The sequence below is a fragment of the Natronoarchaeum rubrum genome, assembly GCF_024494695.1.
In genome coordinates this window covers 235,346-256,770 of the sequence record NZ_JANHDP010000006.1, presented here as the reverse complement: position 1 = coordinate 256,770, position 21,425 = coordinate 235,346, and the positions used below count along the sequence as shown (strand labels likewise).

Sequence of the window (21,425 nt, the reverse complement as noted above, 5' to 3'; positions counted from 1 at the left end):
GACGATCACCGCCGACAGCGCGTCGGAAAAACGAACGAAGAGAACGGCAGCCCGGCCGCGGCGGCCGGCAGATCCGCAGATCGCGACCCGTCGTCGACTCGCCTACGTCGTCAGGTAGTAGCGCCCGTCGGCGGCGACGAGCCCTTTCGACTCCAGCGTCCCGAGCGTCTCGAACAGGACCAGCTTCTGGAGATCGAGCGTGTTCCGGAGCTCGTCGACGGTCGCGGTGCCGTTGGCGTCGAGCGCGAGGTAGACTAGCTTCGCGGTTGGGGACTCGATGCCCTCGGGCAGCGATTCGGTGCGGGTCTCCTGAACCGACGTAGCCAGGCTCATCCGGACCACTCTCCGCCCATGTCGCCGCTGACGTTCGAGCGCCACTGGTCGAAGCCCGACTCGCAGTCGGGACTGTCGTGGATGTGGTCGATGAAGCCCGCGCCGGGGTCGGCGAGGGCGGCGTCGCAAAACGGACAGGTCGAGGGGTCGGTCCAGTTCGTGGTGGGTGCGGTGCCGTTCATGGCTACCTGAAGATTCGGCGATTTCCCATATAAGCCTATCCGGGGTATGTTTAAAATCGTACTAGGCTCCTAGAATGACACACTATGTCCATCAAAGGGTTTGGCAACAAGTGTCGGTATCGGAGGCGGCGTTCCGCCGCGGCTGCGAGCGCGTCCCTTTTTGCTCCCCGTCCGCTACAGATGCCCGTGTCATCCGAGGCCGACGCCGACGGCGCAGCGGGCGGGGACCAGCCTCGCGTGGAGGTGTACCCCGGACGGGAGGTCGTCGTCGACTTCGACCCCGACCTGACCTTCGAGTGCGTCGAGGACTGCACCTGGTGCTGTCAGCACGGCGTCTTGCTCTACGAGGAGGATTTCTACGAACTCGCCGAGCGCGCGCCGCTGGACGAGACGACGACGCAGTTCCGCGGCCAGGACTTCGTCCGGAAAGAAGACAAAGAGCGCGACGAGCACGTCGGCGAGGACGGCCAGGCGTGTTACTTCCTGCGCGACGACGGGCTCTGTGCGCTCCACGACGAGCACGACTGGAAGCCCGCGCGCTGTTCGGTGTTCCCGCTCGCCGTCTCGGTCGAGGACGGCGAGATCCACGTCGGCATCCGCGATTCGGCCCACGAGCACTGCGACGGACTGGACGTCAGCGAACGCCGAGTGATCGACAACCTCGACGCCTTCCTCCCCGAGTTGCTCTGGGATCTCGACGATCCCGCCAGCGACCGAGAGCTGTAGCGCCGCGGGCCCGCGGACGTTCCGTCGACATCCCCCAGCGTCGTCCTACCGCCCGGTAATCAGTTCACTCAGGGAGACTTTTCGAACGACCACGGCAGCGGTTTATGAGTGCGCTCGTGGTCGATTCGGATGCGGCGGGCGATCTCTTCGGAGCGTCCGCCGGATCCAACTATGGCACGAACAGACATCACTGACGACGACCAGGGGAAGAAGGTAGTGAACGACCGCGGCGACGAGATCGGTCAGGTCGTAGAGGTTCAGCACGGGACCGCTCACGTCGACCCGGACCCGGGGCTGACCGACTCGCTCAAGTCCAAACTCGGCTGGGCGGACGCCGACGAGGAGGCGTACCCGCTCCAGGAGAACATGATCGAGGACATCACCGACGACGAGATCCACGTCAGCAGCGACATGTAGACCCGCCGTCGAGCGCTTTTTTCGCGTCAGCGCGTCGCCGTCTTCCACTCGCGCAGTCCCACGACCGTCCCGTCGAGCTCCTCGGCCGGCGCGTCCACGGCGGCCCAGCGGAACATCGGCGCGACGTCCGCGGGATCGCGCCCGTGCTCGCCCGAAAGTCCCGTCGCGACCTGTCCCGGATCGACGCAGCCGACCGTCTGGTCCAGATCCGCCGCGAATCCGCGGACGATCGCCTCGGCGGCGGCCTTCGACACCGCGTAGGTGCCGATCCCCGGCGTCCCGTCACGGGCGACGCTCCCGGTCGGCACCAGCGCGCGAGCCTCCGGCGCGAGGTGCGGCGCCGCCTCGCGAAGCGTCGCGAACACCCCGCGGGCGTTGGTCCGGAGGTGGTCGTCGTACGCCGAGTACGCCTCGCCGTCGATCGGCGTCTCGCCGGGCGTGCCGTGGTAGACGCCGGCGCAGGCGACGACGACGTCGATCTCGCCGCCGATTCGCGCGGCCGTCCCCATCAGGCGCTCGACGTCGTACTCGTCGCGGACGTCCGCGCGGATGCCGGTCGCCGTCCCGCCGTCGGTCTCGATCGCCTCGACGACCGCGCTCACGTCGTCGGCCTCGCGCGAACAGCAGACGACGTGTGCGCCCGCCGCCGCGAACTCCTCGGCCACCGCTCGCCCGATGCCCCGCGTCGCTCCGGTGACGACCGCCGTTGCGTCGTCCATACCGGTCCTACGTCGCGAACAGCCGTAAATCCGGACCCCGTGGCCGGCGATCCGTCCGCCCTGCCGGGACTACTTGGCTTTAACTTTCGTCCGCCCTACCGTTCGCTCATGCAACCCCTGTCGGGCCGCTCCGTCGCCGTCGTCGGCGGCGGGTTCGGCGGACTGTCCAGCGCCTGCTACCTGGCCGACGCCGGAGCGGACGTAACCCTGATCGAGAAGAACGACCAGCTCGGCGGGCGCGCGAGCACGCTCGAACGCGACGGGTTCCGGTTCGACATGGGCCCCTCGTGGTACCTGATGCCCGACGCCTTCGAGCGCTTCTTCGGGTACTTCGATCGCCACCCCGAGGAGTACTACGACCTCGAACGGCTCGACCCCCACTATCGGATCTTCTTCAAAGACGGCGATCGGGTCGACATGCTGCCCGACCTCGACGCCAACAAGGAGACGTTCGAGTCCTACGAACCCGGCGCCGGCGAGGCCCTGGAGCGCTATCTCGACCAGTCCCGCGAGAACTACGAGGTCGGCATGGAACATTTCGTCTACACCGACCGGAGTCGGCCTCGCGACTGGATCGATCAGAACGTCGTCAAAAACGCCCGCGGCCTCTCGCTGATCGGCTCGATGCAGGACCACGTCGAGGACTACTTCGAGCACCCCAAGCTCCAGCAGATCGTCCAGTACACGCTGGTGTTCCTCGGCGGCTCGCCGACCAACACGCCAGCGCTGTACAACCTGATGAGCCACGTCGACTTTAATCTCGGCGTCTGGTACCCCGACGGCGGGATGGGCGCGGTCGTCGACGGCATCGTCGAACTGGGCGACGAACTCGGCGTCGAGTACCGGACCGGCGAGGCCGTCACCGAGATCAAAGGCCGGGAGAACGCCTTCCGCGTCGAGACCGAGCGGGGCGCCCACGAGGTCGATCTGGTGGTCAGCGACGCCGACATGGCCCACACCGAACAGGAGCTGCTCCACCCGCAGAACCGCCAGCACGACGCCGACTACTGGGACGACAAGACGTTCGCTCCTTCGGCGTTCCTGCTGTACCTCGGCGTGGAGGGCGACGTGCCGGAACTCGCCCACCACACGCTGGTGTTGCCGACCGACTGGCACCAGCACTTCGACGAGATCTTCGAGAATCCCGAGTGGCCCGACGACCCGGCGTACTACCTCTGTGTCCCCTCGAAAACCGACGACGACGAGGCGCCCGAGGGCCACAGCAACCTCTTTGCCCTCGTCCCGATCGCGCCCGGCCTCGACGACGACGAGGCGACCCGCGAGCGCTACCGCGAGGTCGTTCTCGACGACATCCGGGAGAACACCGGCACCGACCTGCGTGACCGGATCGTCGTCGAGGAGACGTTCACCGTCTCCGATTTCGCCGACCGGTACAACAGCTACGACGGCACCGCGCTCGGGATGGCCCACACGCTCACCCAGACGGCGCTGTTCCGTCCGAACCACCGGTCGGACGCCGTCGACGGACTGTACTTCGCCGGCTCCTACACCAACCCCGGCATCGGCGTCCCGATGTGCCTCATCAGCGGCGAGCACGCCGCCGCGAAGGTCGTCGAAGACTACGGCGAGTGACCCCACAGCGATGATCCCGACTACCGAGACCGACGCCGCGGACGAGTACGCCACGCTCGGCGCGAAGCTCCGGCGCCTCTTCGTCCTCTCGCGCCCGCGCTTCTGGCTCTACCTCGCCGGGCCGGTGCTGGTCGGGGCGGTGTACGGCGCCGGCGAACTCTCCGATCTGGCGTCGCCGGTTCTCGTCGCCCTGTTCGCGTACTTCCTCGTCCCGGCGAACGTCTTTCTGTACGGCATCAACGACGTGTACGACGCCGATATCGACGCCGCGAACCCCAAGAAAGACGCCGACGCGCCCGAGGCGCGCTTCGGCGGCGAGCCCTTCGTCGTCTACGCCGTGGTCGTCTGCGCGCTGGTGGCCGTCCTGCTGATCGCGCTGGTGCCCGACCCCGCACAGCTCTGGATCGCCGGGTTCGTCATCCTGGGCTCGCAGTACAGCGCGCCGCCGCTGCGATTCAAGACGACGCCGCTGCTCGACTCGATCTCGAACGGGCTGTACGTGCTTCCCGGCATCGCCGCCTACGCCGCGCTGGCGGGCGCTCAACCACCGGTACTCGCGATCGCCGGCGGCTGGCTCTGGGCGATGGGGATGCACACGTTCTCGGCGATCCCCGACATCGAGCCCGACCGGCGGGCTGGCATCGAGACGACCGCCACGCGGCTGGGCGAGACGGCGACGTTCGCCTACTGCGCGGTCTGCTGGACGCTCGCGGCCGCGGCGTTCGGCGCGATCGACTCGCTGCTCGGCGCCGCGCTGGCGATCTACCCGCTGCTCGCCGTCGGCGTCCCGCTTCTGGGGATCGACGTCGACCGTGCGTACTGGTGGTTTCCCGCGATCAACACCGTCGTCGGCGCCGAGCTGACGATGGGCGGGCTGTGGGTGCTTACCGGAGGGCTGGCGGTATGACTCCCGATCGACGCCGCGACCGCCGCGTTGATGTGTCCACCGACCGGAGTGTCAGCCGATGACCGACGGGGAGGTCGGCGCAGCGAGCGACGGTGAGATCGGCGCGACGAGCGACGGCGAGGGGCCGACGACCCGGCGGACGATCGAGCGCCGGCTGGACGCCCTCGTCCGGGACAACCGGGTGACGATCGCGATCACGTTCCCGCTGGTCGGCGTCGTCCTGCTGATCGCCGCCGCCGAGGGCGCCATTCCGCAGCGGATCGCGTTCAACCCGCTGTTGCTGCTCGGCGCAGTGCTGGTGATGCGCCTGCCGCTGATCGGCGGGCTGTTGCCGCTGGTCGACCGCCGCGCGCTGGTCGGCCTCGGCGTCCTCGCCGGATTCACCTACGGCGTCGAACTCGTCGGCGTCTACACCGGCGTCCTCTACGGCGAGTTCGAGTACCTGATCGATCTGGGGCCGATGCTGCTGGGCGCCGTCCCTCTCGCACTCCCCGTGTTTTACTTCCCGATCCTGCTCAACAGCTACCTGCTTGTGACCTTGCTGTCGGGAGAGCGTCTCGGCGCCGCGGCGCGCCTGCTCGCCGTCCTCTGTGTCGTCGTCGGGATGGACCTCGTGCTCGATCCGGGCGCGGTGGCGCTGGGCTTCTGGGGCTGGGAGACGCCGGGCGCCTACTACGGCGTGCCGGCGCAGAACTACGTCGGCTGGATCCTTTCGGGAATCGTCGCCGTCGGGGTGCTCACCCTGTCGCTCGACCAGGACGACCTGGCGGAGCGTCTGGACCGCTGCGAGTACGTGCTCGACGACCTGATCAGCTTCGGCGTCCTCTGGGGGCTCGTCAATCTCTACTTCGGCAACTACGTCCCGGTCGCGCTGGCGGTCGCGCTGTTGGCCGTGCTGGTTCGCGCCGATCGGTTCGACGTCGCTGGGTTAGCTGCGAGTCGAGGCCCGACCCCGACCGACGACTGAGGGGACGGCTGACGGCCGTACTGCGTGCGGAGAATCAGTCCGGAGTGGGAACGCCGTCGACCGCGCCGCGGCCCGAGTGTGGCGGCTCCGGCAGCGACACCGCGCTCGCCCGGTGGAACACCGCGACGGGATCCTTGTTCCACTGCCAGTGCCAGCGCGTCCGGGCGGCGAGCCACAGTTTCCGCGCCGTCGAGAGGCTCGGCTCGTTGTTGACCACGTCGTACTCGCAGGCCCGGATCAGCCGGTGGTGGTCGGCGTACAGCACGGCCGACAGCACGACCGGGAACTGGCAGTCCTCGGGCAGGTACTCGATGCCCGCGACGCCCTTCTGGTACAGTTGCTCTGTCCGGTGGAGTTCGTGGCGGACGGCGTCGGCGACGCCCGGCGAGAACTCCAGGCGCGCGATCTGTTCGGGCTGGACCCCGTTGTCCAGCAGCGTCTCCTCGGGCAGGTAGATCCTGTCGCGATCGATCACGTCCTCGCGAACGTCCCGGATGAAGTTCGTCATCTGGAACGCCTCGCCCAGCGCGACCGCGTGGGGGATGGCCTCCTCGGGGCGCTTCGGATCCATCACCTCGGTCATCATCACGCCGACGGCCGACGCCGAGCCGCGCATGTACGTCTCCAGGTCCTCGTAGCGCTCGTAGCGGCTCGTCTCGATGTCCGACTTCATCGCGTCGAGGAAGGTGTCGATCTCCTCGTCGGAGATCCCGTGCTCGTCGGCGATCTCGCGGAAGGCGGCGAGCACCGGCCCCTCCGGTTCCTGCTCGCCCAGCGCCTGGGCGCGGAGCGACTCCAGTTCGGCGGCCTGTTCCTCGGGCGGGACGCCCTCGGCGTCGTCGACGATCTCGTCGGCCACCCGGAAGAACGCGTACAGCACGTACGTCGGATAGCGGACCCGTTCGGGCAGGAACCGCGTCGCTACGTGGAACGTCCGCCCGGTGCGGCGCTGGATCGCTTTCGACTGCGCGATCTGGCTGTCCTCTACCATGCCTGTTCCGGTCGGCGCACGACTGACAGGTGATCCCGGCCCTCGGACATTATGTGTGACCGTTCTAGGGGCGCTTGCAGTATAATGATTGGTGTAGCGGACGGAAAAAGCGCGGCTGACGTCGGACGACTTCCGGGCCTTTCCAGCGCCGATGATTTGCCCTCCAGCAACCGTCCATCGTCCCCTTCGGCGGCTTCGGCAACTACCTCCCGCCACCGGCACACATCGCCTCTCGGCGGCCGTCTGCGCTCCGATCGGGGGCTTTAGGTCGCTCGCGCGGAACCTCCAGGCATGCGCTACTTGCTCGCGACCGATTCCGTCCACACCACCGCGGCGGCCTGCGACTACCTGCAAGAGCGGGCCGGGCCGGACGACGGCGTCCGGGTGGTCCACGTTCAGGCCGACACCGGCGAGCGAGACTCGTCGAGCCCGCGCTCGACTTCGTCTCGCGAGGACGCCGGCGACGCGCGCGACGGTCGCGAGGCGCTGAACGTCGCGACGGTCCGGCTCGGCGCCGTCACGGAGGTCGAGACCGAGCAGCGCTCCGGCTCGCCCGCGGTGGAACTGCTGGCGGCGGCCGCCGAGTTCGACGCCGACGAGATCGTGCTGGGGGTGCACGGCGGCGAGCCCGGCGCCGAGAGCGCGGTCGGATCGACGGCGCGGGCGGTGCTGGGCGACGCCGATCGGCCAGTTGTCGTCGTCCCGCAGGAAGAGCTGTAGGGCGGATTTCGCGCTGTTGCTTACTCCTCGTCGACGAGTTGCTCGGCCAGCATCGGCAGGAACGTCCCGATGTCCGACACCATCCCGATCGCCTGCGCGCTGCCCCGGTCCATCAGCTGGGTCACCGTCGAGGGGTTGATATCGACGCAGACGAGCTTCGTCGTCGAGGGCAGGCAGTTGCCCACCGCCACCGAGTGCAGCAGCGTCGCGAGCATGATCACGATGTCGGCGTCGTGGGCCTGCTCGCGGATCGCGTTCTGGGCCTCGATCGAGTCGGTGATCGTGTCGGGCAGCGGGCCGTCGTCGCGGATCGACCCCGCCAGCACGTAGGGCACGTCGTTGGTCACGCACTCGTACATCACGCCGCTCTGGATCGCGCCGTTCTCGACGGCTTGCTCGATGCCGCCCTGGCGACTGATCTCGCTGATCGTGTAGATGTGGTGCTTGTGGCCCTTGCGCGGGTGCTCTAAGGTCTCGACGTCCATCCCGAGCGACGTGCCGTAGAGGTCGCGCTCGATGTCGTGGACCGCGAAGCCGTTGCCCGCCGAGATGGCGTCGACGTACCCCTCGCGCACCAGTTCGGCGAGGTGGTCGGCGCCGCCGGAGTGGACGACCGCCGGCCCGCAGACCGCCAGCACGTCGCCGCCCTCGGCCTTGGTCTCGGCGATCGCGTCCGCGACCTCGCCGATCAGCGACTCGGAGGGGCGCTCGCTGGAGACGCCGCCCTGCATGAAGCCGAAGGAGCTGTCGCCGTCACGGGGGCGCTCGGGCGGCTCGACCCGGATTCCCGTGTCGCCGGTCACCACGAGATCGCCTTCCTCGATGGCGTTGAGCACCTTCGTGTGGGCTCTGGGCGCTTCCTCCCCTTCGGTTTCGACGACGATCGCACAGTCCATCTCGACGTTCTCGACGTCTACCCACTCGCTTTCGTACCGGACGTACGTCGGGTGGTTGGTCGTCGAGTAGAAGTCCACGGGAACGACCGCGTCGTCGGGCGCCCGTTCGAGAGCGGCGTCGGACGGGTCCGACAGCGTCGCGCCGTTCTGGTGGAGTTCGTGGACGATCTGCTGGAGATCGGGTTCGCTGTCGGCCGACACCGCGAGCCGGCAGTACGACTTCTCGTGCTCGTGGCGGCCGATCTCGAACTCCTCGACTTCGAAGGAGCCGCCCATGTCCATCACGAGGCCGAAACATCGACCCATCGTCCCCGAGTCGATGATGTGGCCCTCGAGTTCGACGGTACGCGTGGGACTCATTGGCTAGGTAGATGCGGGAGCGGGGCAAGAGGGTTGTGGGATCGGGAGCCGATCGATCGACTGTGGATATCCTGTCCGAGTCAACGCAGCCCACGGATCTGTGCAGTCCTACTCGAATCGCTCTCGAATCCGATCGCCCGCGTCCAGTCCCGTCCTGATCGCTGCGTGCGACCGGCCTTCACCGGCCACCCAGTCGCCCGCGAACCACAGCCCGTCCTCGGCGACGGCGTCCAGCAGTTCGGCGTCGACGCCGTCGTCGGGCAGCGCCAGCCCCCAGCGCTGGTGATCGGTCCACTCGGGATCGGCGAGTCGGTCGTCGTCGAGCAGGTCGGCGACGATCGGCAGCGCTTCCTCGATCACGGCCGCCCCGTCGGCGTCGTAGCGCTCGGCCGACCAGTCGGGCGCCATCTGGACGATCAGGAGCGACTCGCCGTCCGGGACGTGACCGGGCTTGCACTCCTCGCGGGAGAGCCAGCCGATCTCGTGGTCGCGGTCGGTGTTGACCAGCGCGTAGTAGGGCCGGTCCAGTTCGTCGGGGTAGTGCAGCGCGAGCGACCAGATCGTCCGGTAGGGAACGTCTCGGAGCGCCTCGACGAGCGCGTTCGCTCGCTCGTGGCTCCAGCCCGCCGCCGCGAGCAGGTCGCCGGTCTGGGGCGCCGGCGGCGTCAGGACGACGCCGTCGAACGGCTCGAACGTCCGCTCGTCGGCCGTCTCGACGGTCCACGCCTCGTCGCGACGCCGAAGCTCGATCACTTCCGCGTCGGTCTCGACCGTGGCGTCGCTCCGGTCGACCAGCCGGCCGGCGAGCGTCTCGACGCCGCCCTCGTAGGTCCACTTGCGGCCGTTCCCGCGGCCCTCGCCGATCTCGCCGTCGGCGTCGAACGTCCAGACGGGGCCCTCGGTGTCGACGAGCCCGTTCGAGAACTCCTCGGCGAGCAGGTCGGCGACGCGCTCGTCGTCGTCGGTGACGTAGTTCGCGCCGTAGTCGTACACCGTCTCCCCGCGGCGTCGCGTCGCGGTGCGGCCGCCGACCCGGCCGGCGCGCTCGAACAGCGTCACTTCGACGGGACTCTCTCGGAGCGCGTACGCGACGGCGGCGCCGGCGACGCCTCCGCCGACGACGGCGACTCGTGGTGTCATCGTCCGAATGTCAGGGCAAGCGAGCCAAAAAGGCGTCCCTCTCGGGGTCGACGCCGCGGCGGCGCCGGGCTCACCGCTCCGGGTCGGCGGCGAACAGTTCCTCGTGGCGGCCGGCGAGGTCGGTGTAGGCGCCCGAGGCGAACTCTTCGTGGATGCGGTCGGTGTCGATCGTCGTCTGGGACAGCGGCGTCACCTCGGCGGGGACGCCCCGGGCGAACGAGTCCGCCGGGATCGAGTAGCCCTGCGGGATCACCGTCCCCGAGGCGACGATCGAGCCCTCGCCGACGCTGACCTCGGAGTTCAGCGTCGCGTTGAACCCCACGAGCGCGTCGTCGTCGACGACGGCGTCGTTACAGACGGCGCCGTGGCCCACCATCACGTTCTCGCCGACGCTCGACGCGTGGAGCACCGCGGTGTCGCCGACGTGGGCCTGTCGGCCGATCCGGACCGGTTCGACGTCCCCGCGCAGGACGACGCCCGGCCAGACGCTGGCATCGGCCTCGACGGTCACGTTGCCGACCAGCGTCGCCTCGCGGCTCACCCGCGCGCTCTCGTGGATGTCCGGGCGCTCGTCCTCGAACGCGTAGTCTCTGGAGTCGTGCATGTGGCACGATACCATTTAGCGCAACGTAACTGTTGGTAGTTGTCGGCCTTCCGAGAATGGCGGGGCGGTTAGCCCGCTCGCGCCAGTCGCCGATCGATTTCCCGCAGCAAGCGGTCGATACGCCGGCGCAGGTCCGCGAACGCGGCCAGCAGTGGGTAGGCCGTCTCGCAGTCGGCGTAGAGATACTCGCCCAGATCGTCGATCTCGACCGGGAGTGTTGGTCGCTGGTCCTGCAACGTCGACTGGCGGTCCGCGGCGAGGTCGTCGCAGCGATCGCGCGCGTCCCGAAGCCGCTCCCGCGTGAGCCGGAGCGCGTTGAACTCCATGGAGGCCAGCGGCTGGTCGCCGAGCGACGCCACGTCCTCGGTCAGTGCGGCGATGTCGTCCTCGGCCGATTCGAGCGCCGCTGCTTCCGCGTCGACGACCCCGATCAGGCGCTCTCGACCCGCGATGGCCTGTCCCGTCGCCTCGATGAGCCTCCGCTTCAGCGGCGGGTGAAACTGTCCGTCGCTTCCCAGCGCCGCCGCGAGCTCCTGGCTGAGCTCGCCCGCGACGTTGACGGCGTAGGGCTCGTCGTACTCGTCGCGGTAGTGGGGAACGCTCATCACCGTCTCCTCGTAGGCGTCTCGCACCGCGTCGAGACCGCCGGACTGTCGGCACACGAGGGTCTGACCGCCGGTCGTCCGCGGTCGCTCGGCGTCGAACCCGCGTACCCGCTCGGTGAACTCCTCGAACGCCCGTCGCTCGTCGACGAGCCGTCGGCGCTCCCGTCGAACGGCTCGCTCGGCCGCGTCGAGAGAGTGTGCGCGTAGTTCGGGGCTCACGATGGCGGGATGTCGGCGTTCCCGCCGCTTAAAACTATCTAAAATATTATATATTAGGGACCGGCCGACTACCGAGAGCTACGTAGTCAAGACGACTCGTTTCCGGAGAATCCGAGCGGAGCGTTTTATATAGTGGTATATATTGGTACGAGACGCCATAGCCCGCGGTGTACCCCTCATAGCAGCCTACTTACTCCACTGTCGCCTCCCTCCGGGTGATGTCACAGATTCGACCGGACGACGCGCCGGCCGCGACTGTCGACACCGACGGAACGGAGGTGCGCTGACGGTGCCCCGCGAGGAGTACCGCGAGCAACTCGACGCGCTGCGCGAGGCCGTCCTCGATCTGAGCGAGACCGCGCTCGACCGGTTGCTGCAGGCGCTATCTGCGCTCGACGCGGGCGACGAGGCGCTCGCCCGGGAGGTCGTCGAGGGCGACGCGGAGATCAACCGCCGGTACCTCGATCTGGAGGGCGCCTGCGTCGACCTGCTCGCGCTCCAGCAGCCCGTCGCCGGCGACCTTCGGCTCGTGGTCGCATCGTTCAAGATCCTCACCGATCTCGAACGGATCGCCGACCTCGCGACGAACCTCGCGGGCTACGCCCTGGAGATGGACCGCGAGACCGTTCCCGACGTGGACTTCCAGCGCATCGGCGCGCTGACCGCCGCGATGGTCGAGGACGCGATGGCGGCCTACGCCGACGAGGATCCCGACGCCTGTCACGAGATCGCGGCCCGCGACGACGAGGTCGACGAGCGCTGCGAGCGCGCCAGCGAACTGATCGTCCGCGATCTGATCGAGCGGGAGTTCGGCGACGACCGGCCGATCGAGGAACTGCTCGGCGACGTCTCCGTGCTGTTGCTGACGATCCGCGACCTCGAACGCGTCGGGGACCACGCCGTCAACGTCGCCGCGCGGACGCTCTATGCAGTCGAGAACGACGACGAGTTGATCTACTGATGCAGATTCCCACCCCGACACCATGACGACGAACGGCACCGACGAACCGATCCGACGCAAGGTCCAGCTCACCGGCGGGTCGACGTACACGATCTCGCTGCCCAAAGAGTGGGCGACGGAGAACGGCATCGAGACGGGGACGCCGCTGTTCCTCTATGCTTCCGACGACAGGCTCGTCGCCGCGAGAGAGACCGACGACGACGGCCGGACGGTCGAGATCGAGGCCGCCGAGTTCGGCCCCGACGCGCTCGCGGACACCGTTCTGACCGCCTACGTCGCCGGCTACGACGAGATCGTCCTGACCAGCCCGATCGAGTTCGACGCCGAGCGCCGGCGAGCCGTCCGCGCCGCGGTGACCCGTCTCGTCGGCATCGAGATCCACTCCCAGACGCCGACGCGCATCACGATCCGCAGCCTGCTCGACGGCGCCGAGGTGTCGCTGCGCCAGACGGTCGTCCAGATGCGCCTGACCGCCCTGACGATGCACGAGGACGCCATCGACGCGGTCCGGGAGCACGACGCCGAACTCGCCCGCCGCGTCGCCGATCAGGACGACGAGGTCGACCGGCTGTTCGGGCTGGTCAGCCGGCAGTTCCACCGCGGGCTCTCTGACGTCCGCGAGGCAGTCACGTTCGACGTCGATCGGACTGAGGCGTTCGCGTACTACCGGATCGCCCGCCAACTGGAGCGGGTCGCCGACCACGCCGAGAAGATCGCCGGCGTCGCGCGCCGACAGTCGGCGGCCCCGCCCGCGGAACTCGGCGACGAACTCGACGAACTCGGCGAGCGCTCCCGCGAGATCGTCCGGACGGCGATGGACGAACAGCTAGAGGAGCCGTCGCTGTCGGGGCTGCAGGCCGTCGCCGAGCGGCGCGACGCCGTCGTCGAGGACGTCCGCGCGATCGACCGGCGGCTGTACGACGGCGAGATCGCCGACGCCCACCTGCTGGCGACGGTGCTCGACAGCGTCGAGCGGACCGCCGAGTACGGCGCCAACGTCGCCGAGATGGGGCTCCAGTCGGCGCTGCGAACGCCCGACGGCGACGAGGACGACGCGCTGTCGAACTGACGGAGCGATAGAACTGTCCCGCCCGGCCCCCGCGACGCTCGGTCACTCTTCCGTAATCAGTTCCCGAGACGGCCGGTCACTCGTCGATCGAAACGACGAGCACCGTCCGGTCGGCGTCCTCGACGACCCGCTCGGTGACGCTGCCGAGGTTCTCCAGGCGATCCCGGCCCGTCCGGCCGTGGGTGCCGATCGCGATCAGATCCACGTCGGCGTCCTCGGCGTACTCGAGGATCTCCTTGTGCGGCGTCCCGTCGACGATCTCGGCGGTGACCGCCACGTCGGCGTCGGCCAGCCGATCCTCGACCAGCGCGATGGCGTCCTCGGCCTCACCGCGCAGTTTCGCCATCACCTCCTCGCGCTCCTCGCCTTCGGCGGCGAGATACACCCGGCGGTCGACCACCGACAGCGCGTGCAGCCGCGCGCCGTGGTTCCGGGCGATTTCCACGGCGTGCTCGAGCGTCTGTTCGGTTCCGTCGCTCCCGTCGGTCGGCACCAGGATGTCGTCGTACATCTCCTCGACCGGTATGGTTTGTCTCGCCGTAGCATAAACTTCCTGCCGATCGGAACCCCGATGGCGGTCGTGACGACGCGAGCCCCGGGCTCGGCGGTATCGAAATCGGCGAAAGAACGAGCAGGACGGGACGGAGCGGCAGGTGGTGCTCTCCCCGCTCAGCCGAGGATGTAGTCGAGCGCGGGGTATTTCTCGACGAGCGGCTCGCCGCCAACCTCGTACTGCTCGATGTAGGCGTCCAGCCCGAGGATGCGGCCCGCGCCGAACGCGGCGACCGCGAGGAACACGAGCATGTACGCGAAGTCGCCGTTGATCACGCCGTGGGCGATGTCCCAGTTGCCGAAGTAGAACATGAGCATCATGAGCGCGCCGAAGAACGCCGCGAGGCGGACGACCGCGCCGACGAGCAGGCCCAGGCCGATCAGGAGTTCGCCCCACGGGACCGCGACGTTCGCGAACTCGACGAACCACGGCGTCGAGCCCATCCAGGCGAACAGCCCCGCGAGCGGGTTGCCGTTCGTCGCCGCGCTGAACTCCAGGTAGCCGCCAGCGTCGAACGGCTCGGCGGCGACGATCTTCGTGAAGCCCGAGTACGCGAACGCCCAGCCCATCATGAGCCGGAGCGAGAGGACGAACCACGCGCTGAGGCTGTGCGCCCGGCCGGTGACGGTGTGGCCGCGGATCGTGCTGGCGAACGTGTTGCTGCTTTCGGGGTTGATGGTCGAGGATGTCATTTGTAAAACACTCCTACTCTTAGAAAGGTCGGGTACGTATATTAAGTTATCGAGATAAGAGATAGCACGCATCTCTATAACTTATGTGGTGCATATTCAACTGTCTGGACCGTAGCGTCGATTATCGTCACCGCGCCGCCCTCGCCGGTACCGTCCGATCGACCGAGGCGACGGTGAGCGAGCCCGAACGAGCGCGGAATCGTTCCCATACAACTGTTAAGCATCGGCGCGTAGCCCCTGCCATGCGAGTGGCAATTCTGGCCCACGAGAAGTTCCCCGGCGACGCGAAGACGGCGCTAGGGGTCCTGCGGTACGGCGACCACGACGTCGTCGCGGTGCTGGATCGGGACAGCGCCGGGACGCAGGTCGACGATCACGTTGACGACGTGCAGGACGCTCCGATCGTCTCGGGGATGAGCGCGGTCGACGCCTCGATCGACGCGCTGATAATCGGCGTCGCGCCGATCGGCGGCGGCTTCGACGAGTCCTGGCGCGCAGACGTCGTCACCGCCCTCGAACGTGGCTGCGACGTGATCGCCGGCCTGCACTACTTCCTCTCGGAGGACGAGGAGTTCGCCCGCCTCGCCGAGGAACACGGCGGCGAGCTTCGAGACGTGCGCAAGCCGCCCGACGACCTGACGGTCAGTCAGGGGCGGACCGACGAGGTCGACGCCGAGGTGATTCTCACCGTCGGCACCGACTGCAACACCGGGAAGATGACGACGACGATGGAACTCGCCCGCGCCGCCGCCGAGGCCGGGCACGACGCCGCCGTCGTTCCCACGGGCCAGACCGGGATCATGATCGAGGGCTGGGGGATCCCGATCGACCGGACGATCTCGGATTTCACCGCCGGCGCGGTCGAGCGTATGATCCGAGAGGTCGGCGACGATCACGACTACCTGTTCGTCGAGGGCCAGGGCAGCATCGTCCACCCGGCGTACTCCGCGGTGACCTGCGGCATCCTCCACGGCGCGATGCCCGACAAGCTCGTGCTGTGTCACGAGGCCGGCCGCGAGGCGATCCACGGCTACGAGTCGTTCGACATTCCGCCGATCGAGACGTACGTCGACCTGTACGAGGGGCTGGCGGCGCCGGTCCGCGAGACGGACGTCGCCGCGGGCGCGCTCAACACCTCGGAGTACCCCGAGACGGCCGCGGTCGACGCCGTCGCCGACTATTCGGAGGCCCTCGACGCGCCCGCCGCCGACCCGATCCGACAGGGCACCGACGAACTGCTGGAGGCGCTGCTGTGACGCTCGACGCCGAGTTCGAGACGCTCTCGCTCGACACGGAACGGCCGTTCACCATCGCCCGCGGGACGACTCGTACCGTCGAGTACCCGCTGGTCAGGATCCGCGACGGCGACGGCAACGAGGGGATCGGCGGCGCCGCGCCGACGCGCCACTACGGCGAGACCGCGGCGACGGCGACAGCCGCCCTTCCGGACCTGCTCGACGCCGTCGAGGAGATCGGCGACCCTCACGCGCTCGACCGGATCGAGCGCCGACTCGGCGAGCTCTTCCGCCGGAACCCCGCCGCACGCGGCGCCGTTAGCGTCGCGCTCCACGACCTCGCGGCGAAGCGCGCCGATCTCCCGCTGTACCGCCTGTGGGGGCTCGATCCCGACCGGGCGCCCGAGACCTGCTACACGATCGGTCTCGACGACGTCGAGGCGATGGCCGAGCACGCCCGTGAGGCCGTCGACAGGGGGTTCTCGACGCTGAAGGTCAAGCTCGGCACCGACCGGGACCGCGAGATCGTTCGAACTATCCGCTCGGCCGCGCCGGACGCCGCGCTGCGGGTCGACGCCAACGAGGCCTGGTCGCGCGCCGAGGCGGTTCGGATGGCCGACTTTCTGGCGGATTTCGGCGTCGAGCTGCTCGAACAGCCCGTCCCCGCAGACGAGCCCGAGGCCCTGCGCCGGGTGTACGAGCGCGCTTCGCTCCCGATCGCCGCCGACGAGAGCTGCGTCCGGCTGCCGGACGTGCCCGCGGTCGCCGATCGCGCCGACGTGATCGTCATCAAGCTCTCGAAGTGCGCGAGTTTGCGCGAGGCCCGGCGGATGATCCACGCCGCCGACGCCCAGGGGCTGGACGTGATGCTGGGCTGTATGGTCGAGGCTCAGCCCTCGATCGCCGCGATGGCCCACCTCGCGCCGCTTTCCGACTACGTCGACCTGGACGGCTCTCTGCTGCTGGCCGACGACCCCTTCGAGGGCGTCCCGATGCCCGGCGGCGAGATCGACCTCGCCGGGGTCGGCCGGCCGGGCACCGGCGTCCGCGAGCGCTAGCCCACCAACTATCGTTCGCCGACGGTCGCCGCCTTTCGCTCCGCTTTCTCGACGACGTCCGGCCGCGCCGCGAAGCGGAACGATAGCCGCGCTCCCTCGTAGGCGACCGCGGAGACGCGTCCGCTGTCGTACGCCCACGAGAGCAGCGCCTGCGCCCCGCTGCAGTTCGGCACCTCGATCGCCGTCTCGGCGGTCGGCAGCGCGTCGCGCAGGGCCGCCCGGAGGTCGTCGACGCCCTCGCCGGTCAGCGCGCTCGCCGGAATCGGATCGCGACCTGCTCCGCCCCGCTCGCTCGCGGCGTCGCGCAGCGCCGCGCGGCTCGCCGAGAGATCCGCCGCGGCGTCGACCTTGTTCAACACCGGCACTACCGGGCCGCTCGTCTCGCCGAGCGTCGAGAGCGTCACTGCGACCTTCTCTGCGACGGCGTCGGGCGGATCGCAGGCGTCGACCACGAGCAGCGTCGCGTCGGCGTCGCGGATCGTCCTGAGCGTCGTCTCGAAGGACCGGACCGCATCGTGGGGTAACCCCTCGACGAAGCCGACGGTGTCGGTCAGCAGGGCGCGGCGGCCTCCGACGGTCGCCCGACGGGTCGTCGTCTCCAGCGTCTCGAACAGCTGGTCTTCGACGCTCGCCGTTGCCGTCAGGTCCTCGTGGTCGGGCGCGCGCTCGTCGACCGAGAGTTCGTCGGCCAGCCGGTGCAGCAGCGTCGACTTGCCGGCGTTCGTGTAGCCCGCGAGCGCGACGTGGTCGAACCCCTCCGATCGACGCCGCTCGCGGCGGTCCGAGCGAGCGTCGGACACGTCTTCCAGAGTCCGCTGGAGCGTCTCGATCCGGCGCTCGACGTCCAGCACCCGGCGGTCGTTCTCGTTGTGGTACCGCACCTCGGCGGCGGCGTCCTGCCCGACGATCGCCTCCAGCCGCGGCTTCCAGTACCGCAACTGAGCCAGTTCAACCTGCAGCCGGGCCGCCCGAGAGCCGGCTCGGTCGGCGAAGATGCCGAGCACCAGCCGATGGCGGTCGACCACCTCGACGCCGTCGGGAAGTAACTCCCCGAGCGACGCCGTCTGTCCCGGCGAGAGTTCTCCGTCGACGACGACGGCGTCGGCCTCGGTCCTGTCGGCGAGTGCCGCCAGTTCTTCGGCCTTTCCCCGTCCGAAATAGTAGCTCGGGTCCTCGCGTCGGCGCTGGTCGATCTCGCCGACGATCCGGTACTCGGCCGCTTCGGCGAGGCCGCGGATCTCCGCCGTGTCCGGTCGCTCGTTCGTCTCTCGTGCTGCGATGATCGCTTGTCGTATCACGTGTCGTCGGGCGCTCGCGTCGGCCCGCTGAGGGTCGCAGCTGCCGGGCCGCGGCGGACGGACCCGCGGTCGGCGTCGCTGCGACTGCAGTCGTCCTCGATCCCGCGGACGGACCGGCGGCTGTCGGGTCCGTCCGGTCGAATCGTGACCGCACCGCTGTCCGTCCTGGCTCCGCTACGCGGGAGCCGCGCCGGTCGCGGTCACGGGCGAGGAGAAAGGGTCTCCATCTCGCTCGATAGTTGTCGTCGATCCCACAAAAAAGTTCTCCACGTGGCCGCGGGTCGACTCAGAACGGGTCGGGGCCGAACGGCCGGTAGTCGCCGTCGGCCAGCAGCAACTGGTCGAGTTTCGTGTCGGCCTCGCGGTGGGCGACCAGCAGTTCGTGCTCGCCCGCATCGAGATCGAACGTCGCCGGCCGGTGGTCGTCGTCGCTGTCATGGACGCGCTCCCAGTGCCAGGTGTGCCCGCGGCCGATCCAGTCCCAGCGCAGCCAGTCGCGATCGTCGATCGTCACCCAGAACGAGTCGGCGTCCTTCCGCGGGGTGACGACCCGGGCCCACAGCGCGTACTCGCCCGCGGGCGCCTCGAAGGCGACGCGGGTCTGGCCCGACCGCGGCGGGTAGTCGACGCTGCTCGCGCCGCCCGGCGCGACGTAGCGGCCGTTCGACGCCGTCTCGTCCTCGCCGACCGAGAGCGGGTCGCTCACCGCGCCGGCGTCGGCCTGCACCACGACGGTCTCGGGCGTCTCGCCCGCCGGCCCGAGCAGGGCGCCCCGGAGTCGCTCGTCTTCGACGGCGTCGTCGGGGAGCAACTCACCCCGCAGCGAGACGCCGTAGGCCGACTGTAGCTCGCGGTTCGACTTCCCGACGAGCGCAGCTGGATCGAGGCCCTCCTCGCCCGTCAGCTCGCCGAGCTTGTCCGCGCCGTCGATCTCTTCGAGCGCGCTCTCGTCGGGGAACGGGACGGCGTCGGACGCCTGCCCGCGGAGGTACGCTTCCCGGTCCTCGATCGCGATCCGGCTCTCGTCGCCGAGCAGCCCCCAGAACTCCGGATCGTCGTCGAGCGTCAGTTCGACGTTTCCGTCCTCGCCGCCCGCGAGCGTCGTCCCCTCGATCCGCAGGCGCTGGGCGGGGTTCCACTTGCTCGTCGCCCCCGTCTCGACGAGCACGTTCCGATCGTTGTCGAACGCGCAGTCACGGAGGTGGGCGACGCCACGCGTCGGCGCGCGCTGGCCCAGGTCCCACCCGTCGATCGTCGAGTTCTCGATCGTGAGGTTCTCGACGGCGTGGTTGCGCTCGATCCCCGTCCCGGTCCCGTCGACGCCCAGCAGGCGGCAGTCCCGCAACAGGAGGTTCGCGCTGTAGCGCACTTTCAGCCCGAGGTTGCCCGAGTCCTCCAGCGCCCGGTTCCACTGCGTGACGAAGTCGCCGACGCTGTGGACCGTCAGCCTCTCGACGACCGCGTACTCGTCGTAGCGTCGGTGGGGTTCGGTGAACATGTGCCGCGAGATCTCGACGCCCCCGCCGCAGGCGAACACGACGTTGTCCCGGAACGAGCGCAGCGCCACGAAACTGGAGGGGACCTTGCCGTCGACGACGCGGTCGGAGGTCGCCAGGTCGGCCTGCCCCTCCAGGTTCTCGATCGGGAAGTTCGGGCGCTCCCCGACGACGCCGCCGATGTTCTCGGGATCGGTCGGCGTCTCGGCCAGCGCCCGATTCCAGAAGACGATGCCGTAGTGGCGGTGGCCGGCCGCGACGTTTTCCTCGACGGCGACGGCGGGGCTCTGCAGCCAGAAGCCGTGGCCGCCGTGGCCGAAGTCGTCGATCGACGCTCGCCGGCTCTCCGGATCGGGCTCCGCGTCCTCGCGGAACTGGCGCGCGTCGACGCGCTGGCCCGACCCCCGCGAGCGCAGCGCGAGGTTCCGCCGGAACGCGCCGATCTCGTTGCCGGCCTCCGCGACGAACCCCGCGCCCGTCACCTCGTAGCTCACGCTGTCCTCGACGACGACGTGGCTGCCGTGGTTGACGTAGCCCCAGCCGGGGCTCCCCCAGACCGCGCAGCCGACGATCCGGGCTGGGTCTTCGATGTCGACCCCGACGTGGTGGAAATGGACGGCGTAGCGAGCCTTCGGGTTCGGCTCCACGTCCCGCGGCGGGACGCCGTTGGCGGGGTTAGTGAACGGCCGGCGCTTCTCCGTCCGTCCGAGATCGTAGAAGCCGGCGTGTCGCACCTCGACGTCCGGCGTCGCGAACATGACGTGGCCGCGCCGCGGCGTCTCGTCGGTCTCCGATCGCAGGCGAACGTTCCGGTCGAGATGGCCGACGTACGCCGACAGGTCCTCGGCGGGCGGGACGTGATCGAAGCGCAGCGGCTCGTCCAGTTCTACCCGATCGCCGTCGACCGCCGCGATCGTCCGCTTCTCGTCCTCGTCCGACCGGGTCGAGAGCCCGGCGACGACGATCCGGTCGCCGGCCGACCAGCCGGTCGGCGCCGCGTCGAGTTCGAGCGTCGCGTCGCCGGCCTCGGGCGCGGTCGCCGCGGCGGTCCACGACGTCCGCTCGCTCCCGCAGATTCGGGTCCGTCCCATCGCGATCAGCCCGCGGCCGACTCGACGGGGGTCGTCGTCCTCGTCGATCGGCCCGCCGTCGAGGAACTCGATCGTCGCCGTCGCGGCCGGTCCGACGGGCGTCTCCGGCGCCCCCACCTCCAGCGTCCCCGTCTCGGCGACGACGAGCGTCTGGACGCCGAGGCGGGTGTCCGTCGCCGGATCGACGCGCAAGCTACCGTCGACGCGGACGCTCTCGACCCGCGCTGATAGCTCCGCCCCGATTTTGACCGTCGTCCCCTCGGGGACGTGGACGCGCGCACCGTCGTCGGGCGCCTCGTCGGCGTCCCAGGTCGTGCGCTCGGTCCACGCGCCGTCCGCGACGGCCCGGTGGGTCACGGCCCCCTCTTCGACCAGTTCCATCGCGGCCTCGCGGTCGGTCATCCCTTCGGCCGCCGCCGTCCCGCCGTCGCCGTCGAGCAGTTGCGACGCGGCGGCGCCCAGCAGCCCTGCCCCGGCCGTCGCGCCGGTCGCTCGCAGTAGCGTCCGCCGATCGACGGTTCGGAGGGTCTCGACGTCCGGCAGTCGCTCTGTCCCCCGATCGCCGTCCGCGCCGCCGTCGTCTCCTGTCATGT

The 21,425-nt window shown here is 69.4% G+C and carries 22 protein-coding genes; 10 read left to right on the top strand and 12 right to left on the bottom strand.

Annotation, left to right across the window (positions count from 1 at the left end; translation table 11 throughout):
• Window positions 1-102: 102 nt before the first annotated feature.
• Both NO931_RS16565 and NO931_RS16560 read right to left on the bottom strand, forming a co-directional pair.
• Complete coding sequence (locus NO931_RS16565) at window positions 103-333, bottom strand: TrmB family transcriptional regulator (RefSeq protein ID WP_256393468.1); 231 nt, start codon at window positions 331-333, stop codon at window positions 103-105.
• Complete coding sequence (locus tag NO931_RS16560; protein WP_256393467.1) at window positions 330-515, bottom strand: DUF7501 family protein; 186 nt, start codon at window positions 513-515, stop codon at window positions 330-332. The genes NO931_RS16565 and NO931_RS16560 overlap by 4 nt, the downstream gene beginning before the upstream one ends.
• Before the next feature lie 180 nt (window positions 516-695).
• On the opposite strand from NO931_RS16560, the gene NO931_RS16555 reads away from it, so the two are divergent.
• Window positions 696-1,241, top strand: coding sequence for a hypothetical protein (locus tag NO931_RS16555; RefSeq protein ID WP_375142073.1), 546 nt, complete (start codon window positions 696-698; stop codon window positions 1,239-1,241).
• Window positions 1,242-1,412: 171 nt separating this feature from the next.
• Window positions 1,413-1,658 carry a DUF8593 domain-containing protein gene (locus NO931_RS16550; RefSeq protein ID WP_256393465.1) on the top strand — a complete coding sequence of 82 codons (246 nt, stop codon included), beginning with the start codon at window positions 1,413-1,415 and terminating at the stop codon, window positions 1,656-1,658.
• A 26-nt stretch (window positions 1,659-1,684) separates the two neighbouring features.
• Here NO931_RS16550 and NO931_RS16545 read toward each other — a convergent pair whose 3' ends face one another.
• Window positions 1,685-2,377, bottom strand: a complete 693-nt coding sequence (locus NO931_RS16545; RefSeq protein WP_256393464.1) for an SDR family NAD(P)-dependent oxidoreductase — start codon at window positions 2,375-2,377, stop codon at window positions 1,685-1,687.
• A gap of 108 nt (window positions 2,378-2,485) precedes the next feature.
• Here NO931_RS16545 and crtID point away from each other — a divergent pair, with 108 nt between their 5' ends.
• The 3 genes from crtID to cruF are packed head-to-tail and all read left to right on the top strand — an operon-like array spanning window position 2,486 to window position 5,844.
• On the top strand, window positions 2,486-3,970 hold the full coding sequence (crtID, locus tag NO931_RS16540) for a bifunctional phytoene desaturase/3,4-desaturase (protein WP_256393463.1): 1,485 nt from the start codon (window positions 2,486-2,488) through the stop codon (window positions 3,968-3,970).
• Window positions 3,971-3,980: 10 nt separating this feature from the next.
• Window positions 3,981-4,877 (top strand): prenyltransferase, encoded by an 897-nt coding sequence (locus NO931_RS16535; RefSeq protein ID WP_256393462.1) that lies wholly within the window; start codon window positions 3,981-3,983, stop codon window positions 4,875-4,877.
• A 58-nt stretch (window positions 4,878-4,935) separates the two neighbouring features.
• On the top strand, window positions 4,936-5,844 hold the full coding sequence (gene cruF / locus NO931_RS16530) for a bisanhydrobacterioruberin hydratase (protein ID WP_256393461.1): 909 nt from the start codon (window positions 4,936-4,938) through the stop codon (window positions 5,842-5,844).
• Window positions 5,845-5,878: 34 nt separating this feature from the next.
• Here cruF and NO931_RS16525 read toward each other — a convergent pair whose 3' ends face one another.
• Window positions 5,879-6,835: a phytoene/squalene synthase family protein gene (locus tag NO931_RS16525; protein ID WP_256393460.1), complete on the bottom strand. Its 957-nt coding sequence runs from the start codon at window positions 6,833-6,835 to the stop codon at window positions 5,879-5,881.
• 291 nt (window positions 6,836-7,126) lie between these two features.
• On the opposite strand from NO931_RS16525, the gene NO931_RS16520 reads away from it, so the two are divergent.
• Entirely contained in the window at window positions 7,127-7,555 is a 429-nt protein-coding gene (locus tag NO931_RS16520) for a universal stress protein (RefSeq protein WP_256393459.1), read from the top strand.
• Between the two features lie 20 nt (window positions 7,556-7,575).
• On the opposite strand, the gene NO931_RS16515 is transcribed toward NO931_RS16520, so the two are convergent.
• The 4 genes from NO931_RS16515 to NO931_RS16500 form a co-directional block, all read right to left on the bottom strand.
• Window positions 7,576-8,811: an ornithine cyclodeaminase, nickel-pincer nucleotide-dependent gene (locus NO931_RS16515; RefSeq protein ID WP_256393458.1), complete on the bottom strand. Its 1,236-nt coding sequence runs from the start codon at window positions 8,809-8,811 to the stop codon at window positions 7,576-7,578.
• A gap of 108 nt (window positions 8,812-8,919) precedes the next feature.
• Window positions 8,920-9,951, bottom strand: a complete 1,032-nt coding sequence (locus tag NO931_RS16510; protein WP_256393457.1) for an NAD(P)/FAD-dependent oxidoreductase — start codon at window positions 9,949-9,951, stop codon at window positions 8,920-8,922.
• A 70-nt stretch (window positions 9,952-10,021) separates the two neighbouring features.
• A complete protein-coding gene (locus tag NO931_RS16505; RefSeq protein WP_256393456.1) occupies window positions 10,022-10,555 on the bottom strand; it encodes a gamma carbonic anhydrase family protein in 534 nt (177 codons plus the stop codon).
• A 68-nt stretch (window positions 10,556-10,623) separates the two neighbouring features.
• Window positions 10,624-11,379 carry a DUF7260 family protein gene (locus NO931_RS16500; RefSeq protein WP_256393455.1) on the bottom strand — a complete coding sequence of 252 codons (756 nt, stop codon included), beginning with the start codon at window positions 11,377-11,379 and terminating at the stop codon, window positions 10,624-10,626.
• A 289-nt stretch (window positions 11,380-11,668) separates the two neighbouring features.
• On the opposite strand from NO931_RS16500, the gene phoU reads away from it, so the two are divergent.
• Window positions 11,669-12,340: a phosphate signaling complex protein PhoU gene (gene phoU / locus NO931_RS16495; RefSeq protein ID WP_256393454.1), complete on the top strand. Its 672-nt coding sequence runs from the start codon at window positions 11,669-11,671 to the stop codon at window positions 12,338-12,340.
• 22 nt (window positions 12,341-12,362) lie between these two features.
• Complete coding sequence (locus NO931_RS16490) at window positions 12,363-13,409, top strand: phosphate uptake regulator PhoU (RefSeq protein ID WP_256393453.1); 1,047 nt, start codon at window positions 12,363-12,365, stop codon at window positions 13,407-13,409.
• A 76-nt stretch (window positions 13,410-13,485) separates the two neighbouring features.
• Here NO931_RS16490 and NO931_RS16485 read toward each other — a convergent pair whose 3' ends face one another.
• Entirely contained in the window at window positions 13,486-13,920 is a 435-nt protein-coding gene (locus tag NO931_RS16485; RefSeq protein WP_256393452.1) for a universal stress protein, read from the bottom strand.
• 158 nt (window positions 13,921-14,078) lie between these two features.
• Entirely contained in the window at window positions 14,079-14,654 is a 576-nt protein-coding gene (locus NO931_RS16480) for a DoxX family membrane protein (protein ID WP_256393451.1), read from the bottom strand.
• A 242-nt stretch (window positions 14,655-14,896) separates the two neighbouring features.
• Between NO931_RS16480 and NO931_RS16475 the strand changes: the two genes are divergently transcribed.
• Window positions 14,897-15,910 carry an N-acetyltransferase DgcN family protein gene (locus NO931_RS16475; protein WP_256393450.1) on the top strand — a complete coding sequence of 338 codons (1,014 nt, stop codon included), beginning with the start codon at window positions 14,897-14,899 and terminating at the stop codon, window positions 15,908-15,910.
• Window positions 15,907-16,947, top strand: coding sequence for a dipeptide epimerase (locus NO931_RS16470; protein WP_256393449.1), 1,041 nt, complete (start codon window positions 15,907-15,909; stop codon window positions 16,945-16,947). Before NO931_RS16475 ends, NO931_RS16470 begins: the two co-directional genes overlap by 4 nt.
• 8 nt (window positions 16,948-16,955) lie before the next feature.
• On the opposite strand, the gene hflX is transcribed toward NO931_RS16470, so the two are convergent.
• Together hflX and NO931_RS16460 are read right to left on the bottom strand one after the other, a co-directional pair.
• Window positions 16,956-18,245, bottom strand: coding sequence for a GTPase HflX (hflX, locus tag NO931_RS16465; protein WP_256393448.1), 1,290 nt, complete (start codon window positions 18,243-18,245; stop codon window positions 16,956-16,958).
• 286 nt (window positions 18,246-18,531) lie between these two features.
• Window positions 18,532-21,423, bottom strand: coding sequence for a G8 domain-containing protein (locus NO931_RS16460; RefSeq protein WP_256393447.1), 2,892 nt, complete (start codon window positions 21,421-21,423; stop codon window positions 18,532-18,534).
• Between the last annotated feature and the right edge of the window lie 2 nt (window positions 21,424-21,425).

Bases quoted from the DNA above. Each gene is read 5' to 3' on its own strand.
- NO931_RS16565 (WP_256393468.1), bottom strand. From the start codon at position 333: ATGAGCCTGGCTACGTCGGTTCAGGAGACCCGCACCGAATCGCTGCCC.
- NO931_RS16560 (WP_256393467.1), bottom strand. From the start codon at position 515: ATGAACGGCACCGCACCCACCACGAACTGGACCGACCCCTCGACCTGT.
- NO931_RS16555 (WP_375142073.1), top strand. From the start codon at position 696: ATGCCCGTGTCATCCGAGGCCGACGCCGACGGCGCAGCGGGCGGGGAC.
- NO931_RS16550 (WP_256393465.1), top strand. From the start codon at position 1,413: ATGGCACGAACAGACATCACTGACGACGACCAGGGGAAGAAGGTAGTG.
- NO931_RS16545 (WP_256393464.1), bottom strand. From the start codon at position 2,377: ATGGACGACGCAACGGCGGTCGTCACCGGAGCGACGCGGGGCATCGGG.
- crtID (WP_256393463.1), top strand. From the start codon at position 2,486: ATGCAACCCCTGTCGGGCCGCTCCGTCGCCGTCGTCGGCGGCGGGTTC.
- NO931_RS16535 (WP_256393462.1), top strand. From the start codon at position 3,981: ATGATCCCGACTACCGAGACCGACGCCGCGGACGAGTACGCCACGCTC.
- cruF (WP_256393461.1), top strand. From the start codon at position 4,936: ATGACCGACGGGGAGGTCGGCGCAGCGAGCGACGGTGAGATCGGCGCG.
- NO931_RS16525 (WP_256393460.1), bottom strand. From the start codon at position 6,835: ATGGTAGAGGACAGCCAGATCGCGCAGTCGAAAGCGATCCAGCGCCGC.
- NO931_RS16520 (WP_256393459.1), top strand. From the start codon at position 7,127: ATGCGCTACTTGCTCGCGACCGATTCCGTCCACACCACCGCGGCGGCC.
- NO931_RS16515 (WP_256393458.1), bottom strand. From the start codon at position 8,811: ATGAGTCCCACGCGTACCGTCGAACTCGAGGGCCACATCATCGACTCG.
- NO931_RS16510 (WP_256393457.1), bottom strand. From the start codon at position 9,951: ATGACACCACGAGTCGCCGTCGTCGGCGGAGGCGTCGCCGGCGCCGCC.
- NO931_RS16505 (WP_256393456.1), bottom strand. From the start codon at position 10,555: ATGCACGACTCCAGAGACTACGCGTTCGAGGACGAGCGCCCGGACATC.
- NO931_RS16490 (WP_256393453.1), top strand. From the start codon at position 12,363: ATGACGACGAACGGCACCGACGAACCGATCCGACGCAAGGTCCAGCTC.
- NO931_RS16485 (WP_256393452.1), bottom strand. From the start codon at position 13,920: ATGTACGACGACATCCTGGTGCCGACCGACGGGAGCGACGGAACCGAA.
- NO931_RS16480 (WP_256393451.1), bottom strand. From the start codon at position 14,654: ATGACATCCTCGACCATCAACCCCGAAAGCAGCAACACGTTCGCCAGC.
- NO931_RS16475 (WP_256393450.1), top strand. From the start codon at position 14,897: ATGCGAGTGGCAATTCTGGCCCACGAGAAGTTCCCCGGCGACGCGAAG.
- NO931_RS16460 (WP_256393447.1), bottom strand. From the start codon at position 21,423: ATGACAGGAGACGACGGCGGCGCGGACGGCGATCGGGGGACAGAGCGA.